This is a genomic window from Halodesulfovibrio sp. MK-HDV, from assembly GCF_009914765.1.
In the GTDB taxonomy this organism is placed as follows: Bacteria; Desulfobacterota; Desulfovibrionia; order Desulfovibrionales; family Desulfovibrionaceae; genus Halodesulfovibrio.
On record NZ_WYDS01000010.1, the window covers coordinates 54,600 to 67,403 of the forward strand.

The 12,804-nt window shown below is 45.6% G+C and carries 11 protein-coding genes and 1 pseudogene; 3 read left to right on the forward strand and 9 right to left on the reverse strand.

Annotated features, from left to right (window positions below; all coding sequences use genetic code 11):
* Positions 1-37: 37 nt before the first annotated feature.
* From MKHDV_RS09420 to MKHDV_RS09435, 4 genes are read right to left on the reverse strand one after another with little or no spacing between them, the layout of a single operon-like run.
* Positions 38-1,456, reverse strand: a complete 1,419-nt coding sequence (locus MKHDV_RS09420; RefSeq protein WP_160714624.1) for a biotin carboxylase N-terminal domain-containing protein — start codon at positions 1,454-1,456, stop codon at positions 38-40.
* A gap of 24 nt (positions 1,457-1,480) precedes the next feature.
* Positions 1,481-1,861, reverse strand: a complete 381-nt coding sequence (locus MKHDV_RS09425) for a PilZ domain-containing protein (protein WP_160714626.1) — start codon at positions 1,859-1,861, stop codon at positions 1,481-1,483.
* Between the two features lie 2 nt (positions 1,862-1,863).
* The gene (locus tag MKHDV_RS09430) at positions 1,864-2,604 is read right to left on the reverse strand and encodes a flagellar motor protein MotB (RefSeq protein ID WP_160714628.1); all 741 of its coding nucleotides are present in this window, start codon (positions 2,602-2,604) and stop codon (positions 1,864-1,866) included.
* Positions 2,591-3,349 (reverse strand): motility protein A, encoded by a 759-nt coding sequence (locus MKHDV_RS09435; protein WP_160714630.1) that lies wholly within the window; start codon positions 3,347-3,349, stop codon positions 2,591-2,593. The genes MKHDV_RS09430 and MKHDV_RS09435 overlap by 14 nt, the downstream gene beginning before the upstream one ends.
* A 121-nt stretch (positions 3,350-3,470) precedes the next feature.
* Here MKHDV_RS09435 and MKHDV_RS09440 point away from each other — a divergent pair, with 121 nt between their 5' ends.
* Together MKHDV_RS09440 and typA are read left to right on the forward strand one after the other, a co-directional pair.
* Positions 3,471-4,298 (forward strand): purine-nucleoside phosphorylase, encoded by an 828-nt coding sequence (locus tag MKHDV_RS09440; protein ID WP_160714632.1) that lies wholly within the window; start codon positions 3,471-3,473, stop codon positions 4,296-4,298.
* A gap of 342 nt (positions 4,299-4,640) precedes the next feature.
* Positions 4,641-6,488 (forward strand): translational GTPase TypA, encoded by a 1,848-nt coding sequence (gene typA, locus MKHDV_RS09445; protein WP_160714799.1) that lies wholly within the window; start codon positions 4,641-4,643, stop codon positions 6,486-6,488.
* A 162-nt stretch (positions 6,489-6,650) separates the two neighbouring features.
* Here typA and MKHDV_RS09450 read toward each other — a convergent pair whose 3' ends face one another.
* Positions 6,651-7,631: a YheT family hydrolase gene (locus tag MKHDV_RS09450; protein ID WP_160714634.1), complete on the reverse strand. Its 981-nt coding sequence runs from the start codon at positions 7,629-7,631 to the stop codon at positions 6,651-6,653.
* A 99-nt stretch (positions 7,632-7,730) separates the two neighbouring features.
* Between MKHDV_RS09450 and MKHDV_RS09455 the strand changes: the two genes are divergently transcribed.
* Positions 7,731-8,894, forward strand: coding sequence for an NAD(P)/FAD-dependent oxidoreductase (locus MKHDV_RS09455; RefSeq protein WP_160714636.1), 1,164 nt, complete (start codon positions 7,731-7,733; stop codon positions 8,892-8,894).
* A 243-nt stretch (positions 8,895-9,137) separates the two neighbouring features.
* Here MKHDV_RS09455 and cbiB read toward each other — a convergent pair whose 3' ends face one another.
* From cbiB to MKHDV_RS09480, 4 genes and pseudogenes are all read right to left on the reverse strand, one after another.
* Complete coding sequence (cbiB, locus tag MKHDV_RS09460) at positions 9,138-10,076, reverse strand: adenosylcobinamide-phosphate synthase CbiB (RefSeq protein ID WP_160714638.1); 939 nt, start codon at positions 10,074-10,076, stop codon at positions 9,138-9,140.
* A 6-nt stretch (positions 10,077-10,082) separates the two neighbouring features.
* Positions 10,083-10,541, reverse strand: coding sequence for a tRNA (cytidine(34)-2'-O)-methyltransferase (locus MKHDV_RS09465; protein WP_160714640.1), 459 nt, complete (start codon positions 10,539-10,541; stop codon positions 10,083-10,085).
* A gap of 103 nt (positions 10,542-10,644) precedes the next feature.
* Positions 10,645-11,888: pseudogene (locus MKHDV_RS09475) on the reverse strand (OmpP1/FadL family transporter).
* 562 nt (positions 11,889-12,450) lie between these two features.
* Positions 12,451-12,804, reverse strand: coding sequence for a hypothetical protein (locus MKHDV_RS09480; RefSeq protein WP_160714646.1), 354 nt, complete (start codon positions 12,802-12,804; stop codon positions 12,451-12,453).

The following is a 12,804-nucleotide window of genomic DNA, read 5'->3' on the forward strand; positions in this document are numbered from 1 at the left end:
GGGTTGATAATGCTTTACTGAGAGTTCCGGCGAGGTGCTAAAACTTAAGAATGATGTCAGTTTTAGTACGCAGGAAATTAACGTTGGACTTGAGTGACTCGCCACCCAGATTGCGGCCTGTGAGACGCAATTCATCCAAGAATTTCTTACCGTTTTTCTTTACCTCAGACAGATCTTTACCCCAGATAATGGCAAGGGCAAGGTTCGGGTCGAACTCAGTTGGAATGTCATACGCAACGTCCGTAGGAACGTGAGAATGCATTTCAAGCCATTCGTGTTTATCCCAACCAAAACCCTCAATGCAGCCAACCCACGGAGTGAATTTAATCTCCGGATTTTCTGCAATGAGACGGTACTCAATGCCAACACCTTCGAAGGTGATGTCATCCTGACCATATCCCAGAGGTTCCCCTAAACCGACTCGAATCTGCTCTGCAATAAGGTCAACACCGGCTTTGCCTTTAACGCGGGAAATCATGGCAGACACACCGTTTTCAACCTGAATACGTGTGTTAACTTCCATGAGAAACGGACGACCGTCGCGGGTCACGATCCATTCCCAGGTTCCAACGTTATCATAGCCGACCTTGCGCGCCATAGCGAGGGAGTATTCGGTAATATCGTCCAGAACTTTCTGGGCGTCGAATGTGTAGTTAATGGAGCTTGGGTCAAAACCCGGCGCAATTTCAAGGCGTTTCTGAAGACCAGTTGACTGGATAGAGCAGTTACGTGTGCCAAAATGTACTGGATTTTTACCAGTACGGTCGGACACAACCTGTACTTCCAAGTGGTTGAAGTCTTTGATGCGCTGTTCGATAAGCACACCTTCGTCGCTGAAGTGACGAAGAGAATAGCTGCGGATACGACGGTATACGGATTTAAAGAGGTCAATATCGTATACCTCTTCAATACCCATGCCGCCACCACCTGCGGATGCTTTTACGAGTACCATAGGGCGTTCAATGCCCTGTTCTTCCTGAAACTCGAAAAGTTGACGAGCAATCTTTTCAGCTTCAAGTTCGTCGTACACTGGGCGGTCAGAGCCCGGTACGGTTGGTACCTGCAAGCTTCGCGCAAGGCGTTTTGTATTAATTTTATCGCCCAGTTCACGGATAAGTCTCCATGAAGGACCGATAAAAATAAGCTTATTTTCACGCTGTGTTACACGGCGCGCAAAACGATAGTCTTCTGCAAAAAAGCCATAGCCTGGATGAATAGCAGTCGCACCTGACTCATCCGCCACAGCCAACAGTTCGTTTGCATCCTGATAGGAAGAAACACGATAGAGGCTTTTTTCGCCTCCATGCTCCTTAGCCATGCGAACATGACCAGAAGCACTATCTTCTGCAGTGTAAACACAGACAAAACCCAATCCAAGCTTTTGACAAGCCTGCATGATACGGATGGCAATTTCCCCTCGATTCGCCACCAGCACCTTGTGGTTTGTATTCTGCACGTATTACCCTCGATTTTTTGCAGCCTATTCAGCTGCAGATTGTTCTCTTTTCTTAGCGATCATCCGCTTTTGCAGCTCAAGCACAAGCCTATCGAGCCGTGCTTCCTGCCTGCGATCAAGAGTGCGGAAATCGCAGCCAATTATTCCATTATCGAGTATTCTGACCACTCTGCAAGTGAGATCGGAAAGGTAAGCCTTTCCCGCAACAAGAATAGAAACAGAGTATTCAGCGCCCTCTTTTATGGATACTAACTCATTTTTTATCGCGAACCCTGTTACACTGACGTCCAGAATATCGCAAGTCACATTTTGCTCTTCAAAGGTAACCGCAATACCGTAAGCCTTTGCTCTAAAAGCTCTACGACGCTCATTACCCGTTGGCATAGTAAATTCGAGATTACTCATGGCTACTTGCCCACCCGTCTTTCAAAAACAAATTCAACTCTTCTATTCTGCGATCTATTTGCCTCATTAGTATTAGGCATGAGCGGGTCAAGATCACCAAGTCCTGTAGCTGTTAATCGCTGAGACTCGATGCCGTGCTCAATATAGTAACGCAGAACATTGACCGCACGCAATGCTGATATTTCCCAGTTGTCCCGATAACGGCTGGAAGAACTCGGTTTCAAATCATCGGTATACCCTTTGATATTGATAGTCTGAGCTTTGTTCTTCACAAACAACTGACGCATTTCCTCTAACAATTTGTAGCCGTTAGGGCTAACAGTCACCTTGCCGTTTTCAAACATGGCAGCAGATGGAAGTCGCAGTGTAATCACACCTTCATCAAAAACAGAGCCAATCTGCCCTTCCAAACCTTTTTGATTAAGGTAGGTTCGCATATCTGAATACACTTTACGTTGTGCTTCAATTAACTGCTTCTGTAAACGGACGGACTCTAAAATTGCGGTGTCGTCCTGTCGTACAGGTGATGTAAGTAAATTTTCGTTATCGCCGCCGAACACCTGACGAACTGTTAAAAACGAGTCCGTAAACTGTTTCTGGTCAATAACTGACATGGAAAAAAGGAGCACGAAAAAGGCCAGCAACAACGTTACCATATCTGCAAAGGTTGTTAGCCAAGTACCTTCATCGGAGGAATCCCCGACATCGTCCACGAATGCGTAGTCGTCTCTATCTTCGAACATCTTTTCTGTCCTCTGGAGAGATGAATGAACTCAGTTTTTCATATACTAAGCGAGGGTTGTTGTTTTCCAGAATACACTTGGCGCCTTCAAAAATAATATTGAGCTGAACCTCTTCCTGAAGAGTTCTCGCCTTCAGCTTACCAGCCATAGGCAGGAACAAAAGGTTAGCAAGCAGTGCACCATAGAATGTTGTGAGCAACGCAATAGCCATTGCAGGGCCGATGCTGGAAGGGTCATCCAAATGTGCAAGCATCTGAACCAGACCGATAAGAGTACCGATCATTCCGAACGCCGGAGCTACTGCGCCGAGTCTGTTGAAAACAGCAATCGCAATATTCTGCCTACGCTTCATGGACAAAATTTCAATTTTTAATGTGTCATGGATAATATCTGGATCAGCATTATCTGCAATAAGCTGACATGCTTTTTTTAACAACGGGCTTTCGGTTTTAATATTTTCCAGAGCAACCAAACCTTCACGACGGCTGATTTCTGCAATACGAACCATTGTATTAACAACTTCTGGAATCTTAGTACGGCGGGAAGCAAAAACCTTTACAACGCTTGCAACAGCAAACGCCACTTCCTCTAAAGGAAACGTTACAAAAATAGCGGCACCGGAACCACCAAATACAATCATAGCACCCGGTACGTTAATAAAATCGCCAACACTCCCCCCCATAAAAATGGCGCCAGCAACAAGAGCAAAACCAACAACGACCCCGAGAAGAGTTGCAATATCCATATATTAAACCTATGTAACAGGCGGGTTCGTATAATTTATCACAACATGTGACTGCATCATGCTCCGTCAAACCCATTACGGGGCATGTTTCCCTACAATCTATCAATAGGTATAGCAGGTTATGCAAAGTTTGAATAAAGTACATAACGCCGTACAGTCAATCAAAGAGCTTGCAAAAAACGATCTTTCTCCAAAAATCGGCATTGCACTCGGTACTGGCCTCGGTGATTTTGTAAACGCGGTTACTGTAACCGAGACCATTTCTTACAACGACATCATCGATTTTCCACATTCAACAGTGGAATCACATGCAGGACAGTTTGTTTTCGGCACCATTGCCGATGTTCCTGTAGTAATCCAACAGGGAAGAAATCACCTTTACGAAGGTTACTCTCCTGCTGAAGTAAGCATGGGTGTCCGCGTAATGGCCACGCTTGGCATTGATACATATATTGCTACCAACGCCGCAGGCTGCCTTGTCCCCCAGTGGGATGCAGGCACTCTTATGGCAATTACCGACCACATAAACTTTACAGGCCGCACACCTCTTTCCGGATGCAATGTCGACGACTGGGGCCCGCGTTTTCCTGACATGAGTCAGGCATACGATCCTCAGCTCATCACCTGCGCAATGGAAGAAGCAGCCAGACTCGGCATCCGGCTCGAACGCGGAATTTATGCAGGCGTACATGGCCCGCAGATGGAAACACCTGCTGAAACCCGTATGTACAAACGCCTTGGCGCTGATGCTGTTGGCATGTCTACCGTTATGGAAGTCATTGCCGCGCGCCATTGCGGGTTAAAAGTTCTTGGTGTGTCCTGCCTGACAAACAAAAACCTTCCCGACTGCATGACAGATGTTCCACTTGATGAAATTATCCGGACAGCAAACAAAGCCGGTGCCAGCCTCTCTGCTCTGCTGCAGGCAATTATCACCAAACAGTGCTAACACTTGTTATCCCCACCCTGAAAATTTTCGATAACGCAATGTGCACAGGAAGCATCTGAGTCTTCACTGCCCTTATCGGAACATTGACGTTTTTCATTAGACTGATGTCTTTGAGGTACAAAAACACCGTGAGTTTTCTTTTAAAAGAAAGCCCGCGGTGTTCTATTTATCATGCCTTTAACCGTCTTGCGTGCTACATTGCCAGCAAAACGCTCACCTGAGAGCTTGCCCTTTCTCGCACTTAGGTATATGCCACCGACACAACGCATAACCGCGAAAGTTTACCCTGCCGCCACAAGCAGCAGCAACGAAAGAACTTTTGCATTTTATAAGGAATTATTTGTGACTCAGACTATTCATAACGATGCAATTCGTAACGTTGCGATTATCGCGCACGTTGACCACGGTAAAACAACTCTTGTTGATGCTATGTTTAAACAGGGCGGTATCTTCCGCGCTAACCAGGAAGTTGATGACCGTGTAATGGACAGCATGGACCTCGAACGCGAACGTGGTATTACCATCGCGGCGAAAAACTGTGCTGTTTCTTGGCAGGGAACAAAAATTAACATCATCGACACCCCTGGTCACGCCGACTTCGGTGGTGAAGTTGAACGTTCTCTCACAATGGCTGATGGTGCTATTCTGCTCGTTGACGCATCTGAAGGCCCACTTCCTCAGACTCGTTTCGTACTCAAGAAAACTCTTGAAGCCGGTCTTAAAGTTATTGTTGTTATCAACAAAATTGACCGTCCGGATGCACGTATTGATGAAGTGCTTGACGAAGTATACGACCTGTTCATCGACCTCGAAGCAACCGACAAGCAGCTTGAATTCCCTGTTATGTACGCAGTTGGTCGTGACGGCGTTGCTATGAATTCTCCTGAAGAAGAACAGAAAGACCTTGCACCACTCTTCAAAGTAATCCTTTCTGAAGTTCCTGGTCCTGTATACGACCCAGAACAGCCTTTCCAGATGCTCGTAGCTGATCTTTCCTACTCAGACTACCTTGGTCGTCTCGCAATCGGCCGTGTATTCCACGGTACTATTCACAACAACGACCAGCTTGCTTGCATCGGCATTGACGATCAGCCTCGCGGCCTTCGCGTTTCCAAAATTCAGACCTATCAGGGCTTGAAACTTGCTGAAGCTGCCGAAGCAACTCCTGGTGACATCGTAGTTATTTCCGGTATCGACAACGTAAACATTGGCGACACCATTTGTACTAAAGAAGCACCAAAAGCACTGACACGCATCAACGTTGACGAACCAACCGTTTCCATGCGTTTCAGCATTAACTCTTCCCCGCTTGCAGGTACTGAAGGTAAACACGTTCAGTCCAGCAGAATCCGCGAACGTCTTACACGTGAGACCATGCTTAACGTAGCAATCCGTGTTGAAGACAGTGAAGAGCGCGACAGCTTCATCGTTAAAGGCCGTGGTGAATTCCAGATGGCTATTCTCGTTGAACAGATGCGTCGTGAGGGCTTCGAACTGACCATCGGTCGTCCTGAAGTTATCTTCAAAGAGATCGACGGCGTGCTTTCCGAACCTATGGAAAAACTGTTTATCGATTGTGATGACGTATTCATGGGCGTTGTGACTGAAAAACTTTCAGCACGTAAAGGCCGTATGACCAACCTCGTGAACAACGGCACCGGCCGTGTTCGCATGGAATTCACTATTCCTTCCCGTGGTCTTATCGGTTACCGTGATGAGTTCCTCACCGATACCAAAGGTACCGGCATCATGAACTCACTCTTCGACGGTTACGAAGACTACCGTGGCGAGTTCCCAACCCGTCACACTGGTTCTCTCGTTTGTGACCGCACCGGCCAGTCCGTTGCATACGCTCTCTTTAACTTAGAGCCACGCGGCGAAATCTTCATCGATGCAGGCTTACCTGTATACGAAGGTATGGTTATCGGCGAACACAACCGTGACAACGACCTCGACATCAACCCTTGTAAGGGTAAAAAACTCACTAACGTTCGTGCTTCCGGTAAAGATGACGCTGTTACTCTTACCCCGGTACGTCCTATGACCCTCGAGCGCGCTATCCACTTCATTACTGAAGATGAGTGTGTTGAGGTTACTCCAGAATCTATCCGTCTGCGTAAAAACATTCTTTCTGGACAGAACCGTCACCGCCTCGCTGGTCGTAAAAAGAAAGCAACAGAAACCAAATAATATTTCTGCATACGAGTAGCGTCGCGTATTAATAGCGCACCTATTCATCTTTCTTTGTAAGAAAAAAATAGCCGCGAAGTAATCTGAGTTTCAGATTACTTCGCGGCTTTATTTTTTATAAACTTAAAAATCCTTGGAGACGTATTTCAGATTACACCAACCTTACCCCATGACTTGTCCTATAAACTCCACAGCGCGAATTTCTGACCAGTAGTAATCGTCATCAGCTAACCGGACAAAACCGATATGTCCGCCATCAGCCGGAGTCTCTAGATAGAGATACTTACTACGGTGCGCGTGCCCTGTCGGGTAACAGGTCGGCCATAGAAACGGGTCATTTCGGGCACTAATCATCAAAGTAGGCACTCTAACTCTATCCAGGAACTGAACACTGGAACTCTTTTCCCAATATTCAAGAGCGTCCTTGAATCCGTACCACGGAGCAGTGTATTCTTCGTCAAAATCTTTAAATGTTTTCAATTCATTCAAGTTCGCTATATTCACCAAACCTGGAAACGCATCATGCTTCTGTACAATTTTATCTTTTAGCGTGCGCATAAAATTTTTCAAGTAAATAGCATTTGAAGGCTTATCCATCGCCTTCGCCGCCCCTACAAGATCGCACGGTACAGAAAAAACCACAGCAGCCTGAACGCAGGGATGAACAAATGTTGCTGGGTCACCCAAATATTTTAAAATTTGGTTTCCACCCATGCTGAAGCCCACAAGGACTATTTCCTCGTACCCTTTCCTTGCACAAAAGCTTACAACAGAGTGCAAGTCTTCGGTTGAACCGCTATGATACATATGGAGCTTTCTGTTAGGTGCACCGCTACACCCTCTAAAGTTCCACGCGGCAGCATCCCATCCTGCCCGTATAAGCGCTCTAACCATCCCTTTCACATATGAACGCTTCGAATTGCCTTCCAGTCCATGAGAGATCACGACAAGCCGCTTTTTAGGGGTGTCAGGATTTGCATAGTGGAAGTCTACATCTAAAAAATCATTATCAGGCGTAGTTATTCGTTGAACAGTGCAAGCAGGCAAATCCAATGCTCTGAACAGTGCAGGATATAGCGTTTGTGCATGACCACCCGGTAGAAAAAACGGAGCCGGATACAGTGTGTTTTCATAAATCGGCATAGTGCTCACCTCAGAGGATAACGTGACAATTACACCATAACAGTATACGTCCCTTTGGCTTCATGTAAGCAGGAACGACACATATTTTCAGGAGCACGCATGAATCAACATGACGTTATTATCTTAGGCGCAGGCGCTTCAGGCCTCTGGGCTGCACTCACAGCTGCCAAAAGAGGCCGCAAAGTTCTGGTCGTTGACCATGCTCGCAAAGCCGGACGCAAGATCCTGATTGCTGGTGGTGGCAAATGTAACTTTACAAATATAGACTTAAGTCCAGCGAACTACCATTGTAAAAATGCTCACTTTTGCAAATCAGCCCTTGCACGTTTTACGCCCTGGCACATGGTTGAATATCTGTCTCTTCATGATATCTCTTGGGAAGAGCGTGAGCACAGCCAATTATTCTGCACTCACAGTGCTGCGGATGTTACAGAGGCACTCTACAACGATTGTCTTGAGCATAATGTACACTTTCTTTTTTCCGAACAAATCACGGATGTGCAGAAAAAAGGTGAACTCTTTGACGTTGGGTTAACGGATTCGCAACATTTTGCTCCGTCACTTATAGTTGCCCTTGGTGGCAGCGCATGGCCACAAGCGGGAGCAACTGATGCAGGGTACAAACTTGCCCGACAGTTCGGTCATAAAATCATCCCTACTTTTCCAGCGTTGGTACCACTTATGATGCCTTCCAACTGGAAACTCAAAAATTTATCCGGTATCGCGCTGCCGGTAACTATTCGGTGTAATAATAAGCAATTCACAGAAAACATGCTCTTCACCCATAAAGGGATTAGCGGGCCTGTAGTTCTGCAAATTTCTGCTCATTGGAAGAAAGGTGATGCTATTGAAATCGACCTGCTTCCTTCTGCATCTCTTACTGACATCCTCGAAGAAGCAGGCTCCAAGCCGTTATTAAAAAACGTGTTGAGCCGAAAATTTCCGGAACGTCTTGCTGCTGCTCTTATTCCTAAAGAGCTTCGTGAAAAACAAATTGCCCAGCTTAGTAAAAAGGATATGCAGGTACTGCATTCCAGCATTCATGCATTTACAGTTACACCGACTGGCACTGAAGGTATGAAAAAAGCTGAAGCCACAGGCGGCGGCGTTGATACAAGCTCCGTTTCATCAAAAACCATGGAAAGCAAACTCTGCTCCGGCCTGTATTTGACAGGAGAGGTTCTTGATGTTCTCGGCGATCTTGGCGGATTCAATCTGCACTGGGCATGGGCATCCGGCAATGCTGCCGGAGAGGTTGTCTAACCAGAGCCTTTACTCAGCATTTATTTCACATAAAAAAAGGCTGCCCATATTTTGGGCAGCCTTTTTTTTTATTGATAACTAACAATTGTCCATTACGAGGAAAGCTTCACTCTAAGATCACTTATTTCCGTTCGGCTCAATCTTTTGCTTACAGCCAACTAAGTTTTCCGCAAAAAACACATCAACCTCACCCTCGAATCAAGGGAAAAAGGATAGTCATTTTTGCTTCGCTAATAAACGTCGTTAAAAAACTAAACGCAATAATGAAACCGCAAGCCAAAGCAGTCCACAGCCAAAAATTGCTGCGAGACGAATGTGTTTAATCAACTGGATCAAAGTGGCTTTATCCCATGCTTCATCACCGACACCCAGCACAGGCTTTTCTTTTACTTTTCCAAAGTACACGGCACTGCCGCCCATTGGTCTACCGTAAAGATGTGCAGCCATCGCCATTGGCCAACCAGCGTTCGGACTTTCCATTTTAGCTGCATCACGCGCAACACTATCCCACACGCCTCTTCCTGAACCAAGACCTGCAAGATTTGCAGTACACTGAAGAAACATTGCAGAAAAACGTGCCGGCAAATATGCAAGCAGGTCATCAAACTTAGCACCTGCCCATCCAAGATCTATCCATTTCTCGTTCTTATATCCCCACATGGAATCCATTGTGGAGGTAGCCTTGTACAGCCACAGTCCAACCGGACCAGATAGAACGAGCCAAAAAAATGGTGCGATGATACCATCGTTGAAATTTTCGGAAATAGTTTCCGCAAGGGTTTTATACAACTCTTCTTCAGTGGATTCCGATACATCACGGCTAACCAGCATAGAAACGGCCTTACGGCCGTCATCAAGAGAACCGGATGCAACAGCCTGCACAGCTTTAGTGCCTTCACTCAGCAAGCTGCCAAGAGCAAGACCAGACCATGCAAAGTACAATGCAAAAATCCATCCCACATATGGAATACCTATACAGGTAGTCACCACAACAAAAACCATGAGCAACAGAATCAGCAGCGATAACACACCGCCAAACCTGTTAGAGAAATTTTTACGGGCTGTCTTTTCCAACTTATCCAATAATTTTCCAATCAACTGCACCGGATGTGGAAAAAAACTCGGGTCAGCAAATATTGCATCAATGACAAACGCAGCTAGTGGTATCCAGAAGAGTTCCATATACACCTACTTTCCGTTTAAAACTCCAGTTGCAGCAAACGCCTGATACAAGACAATGCCTACAGCTGTTGAAAGGTTAAGACTACGCACCTCGCCCCACATTGGAATGCGGACATGATCTTCATATCTGTCCATCAAGTCATCGGGGAGTCCTCGAGTTTCTGGCCCGAACACTAACGCATCATTCACATCATACGCAACCTCATGCACGGCAACACCCCGTTTAGAACTTGCCATAACATGCCGGTGCTTATGCCCTACACCTTCGATGTATGCTTCCCAGTTGGGCCATACAGAAACGGAAACATGCGGCCAATAGTCCAATCCGGCACGTTTCAAATATTTATCTTCAAGACTGAAACCAAGCGGTTCAATCAAATGCAGATCTGTAGCGGTTGCTGCACACAATCTGGCAATGTTGCCAGTATTCGGCGGAATTTCCGGTTCAAACAATACAACATGCATATTTATTACCCCTTTATAAAAACAAAACCGGCTCAGGAATTACCCCGAGCCGGTCATCATTGCAACTATAGATAGCGAACAGTAACTATCAGGTTATCGCAATTTAGAATGCGTAACCAACGGTAACTGCACCCATGTGCGTTACACCGTTCTGAGATTTACCAGCAGAAACACCAGTTACGTTTCCAACTGCATCATCATAGTCAACGCTTTCTGCGATAATGTAAGTGTATGCGACGTCAATAGTCCAGTTGTTCACTTTGTAGCCAACACCTGCACCAATAAGGTGACGGTCAGCAGCTGGAATCATATAGTCAACGTACTTAGCATTTTCTGGTGCTTCATCGTACGAGTAACTGCCGCGAATGGTCCAGTTCTCGTTAATGTCGTATTCAGCGCCAAGCTGAAACGCCATACGTCATCCCAATCTTTTGGCTGTGCAACAGGAACAGTACCTGCTGGTGTGTCGAGAAAAAGGTCAAAATTTCTATAGGTAGACCAACGAGTGTTAATAGCAGCAAATTCAAAACTCAACTCTTCAATCGGGTAATATGTAATACCAAAACTGATCATATCAGGAAGTACAATTGAAGTTTTTGTATCGTAGGTACCGTTAGGGAGAGCCATTGGGTGCGATGCTGCACCAGAGATCTTAGTTTCACCATCAGCATCGATTTTAGCCTGGCTATGGTAGCCAACACCAAAACGCCATTGGTCTAACTTGTAGTGAAGACCTGCGGTCAAAGCTACGCCGTCACCGCTACCGGTAAGTTTAGAAGTACCACCAAGAAGTTTATTGTATTTTTTCTTAATAGCTACATCAACATATATATATTCAAGACCTACAGCCGCAGAAAGACGATCAGTAATTTTGTATGCAATGTTCGGGTTTAAAGAAACCGTTTGAATCGTTGCATCATATACGTTGTATGCGCCTGGAAAATCATCTTTGTCATAGCCGAAGCCGAGACCAAAACGTGAAAACTCACCAAAACCAATAGACCATTTGTCATTAATTTTGTGAGTTACGTAAAAATGAGGAATAGCAAAGAGAGCATCTTTACTATCTGTTGTGGTGGTTGAACTATCAGGATTAGTAGTTACAACCTCTGAAAATGGAGACGCAAGAGAAACACCAACGGCAATTTGGGTACCTTCCAACTGCGTAATACCTGCTGGGTTATATGCAACCGCAGATGGGTCATCCGCACGACCAACAAGAGTACCACCAAGGGCGTTGCCTCGAGCACTCCATTCATACAATGCAAAACCCGCAGCAGAAGCTGAAGTGGCAACAGCTAACAGCAATACACAAGACGCAACAATAGACAGGAAATGTCGCTTCATTATTTTCCCCTCGAATTCATAGTTAGCATGCCTGTAAGTGCCTGTTCAGCGCACTATTCAATATTTTTCAAATAACTATGAAAAGTGAACAGTGTTTCCCCTCAAGACATGCAAAAGAGCAAGTAGCAAGGCCCCTCTGCCATTACTGCCACCCACTCAAAAAAGTAAATTACACGGTCTATAATAGTAACACTTACACTTGGCAACGCTTTTTACATTTTTCTACCATCTAAGTATGTATTTTCAATAATGATTGCGTAATCAATTGGGCTAGTTACACCGCACATTTTCGACATACTCACTACACAAAGTCCTTCTATCAAAACACAGGGTTACGCATAAAAAAAGGCGGGGAATGTATCCCCGCCATAATAGCGTTTGTAGTAAAAACTCGTTCTTTACCGAGGGTACCGATAAAGTTGTTTTAAACAGATTGAGACAAACTTGTGCAGTGCAAGGCGCAAGAAAAAGTCAGGGGCGAAGCATAGCTAGATCTATGTGAGCATCTGATTTTTTTGAAGTAACGCAGCAATGTGCAGGTTTGTCAGCAATCTGTACCCTTCTATTTCCCTCGAATAAGTACCACTTCTTTACGCAGCACACACCATACAGGACGCTCTCCGTCAGTCAATATAGGCCGTCCCTTAGGGTTGGCAATATTACACCGACGTTTGGCGTTCTGAAAAAAGAACGGACAGTCCTCACACTCATCAACGGCTATAGCCGGTAAGCCGGTATTATTTGCTGCAGACTCTGTAACTCGTAATGTTGAGCTACTTACAGGGCACCAATCCGGCTTTGTAGATGTTGGATCTACATCCACCGGCTTTAATTCTGGAAAACGCCCGCTACAGTTGCCGCCATGATCTGAAAGATAAAACGGGCACGCAACACAGGCAGATACAACATAAATCAT

Excerpts from the sequence above, each read along its gene's own strand:
- MKHDV_RS09425 (WP_160714626.1), bottom strand. The coding sequence starts at position 1,861 with ATGAGTAATCTCGAATTTACTATGCCAACGGGTAATGAGCGTCGTAGA.
- MKHDV_RS09430 (WP_160714628.1), bottom strand. The coding sequence starts at position 2,604 with ATGTTCGAAGATAGAGACGACTACGCATTCGTGGACGATGTCGGGGAT.
- MKHDV_RS09435 (WP_160714630.1), bottom strand. The coding sequence starts at position 3,349 with ATGGATATTGCAACTCTTCTCGGGGTCGTTGTTGGTTTTGCTCTTGTT.
- MKHDV_RS09440 (WP_160714632.1), top strand. The coding sequence starts at position 3,471 with ATGCAAAGTTTGAATAAAGTACATAACGCCGTACAGTCAATCAAAGAG.
- MKHDV_RS09450 (WP_160714634.1), bottom strand. The coding sequence starts at position 7,631 with ATGCCGATTTATGAAAACACACTGTATCCGGCTCCGTTTTTTCTACCG.
- MKHDV_RS09455 (WP_160714636.1), top strand. The coding sequence starts at position 7,731 with ATGAATCAACATGACGTTATTATCTTAGGCGCAGGCGCTTCAGGCCTC.
- cbiB (WP_160714638.1), bottom strand. The coding sequence starts at position 10,076 with ATGGAACTCTTCTGGATACCACTAGCTGCGTTTGTCATTGATGCAATA.
- MKHDV_RS09465 (WP_160714640.1), bottom strand. The coding sequence starts at position 10,541 with ATGCATGTTGTATTGTTTGAACCGGAAATTCCGCCGAATACTGGCAAC.
- MKHDV_RS09480 (WP_160714646.1), bottom strand. The coding sequence starts at position 12,804 with ATGATTTATGTTGTATCTGCCTGTGTTGCGTGCCCGTTTTATCTTTCA.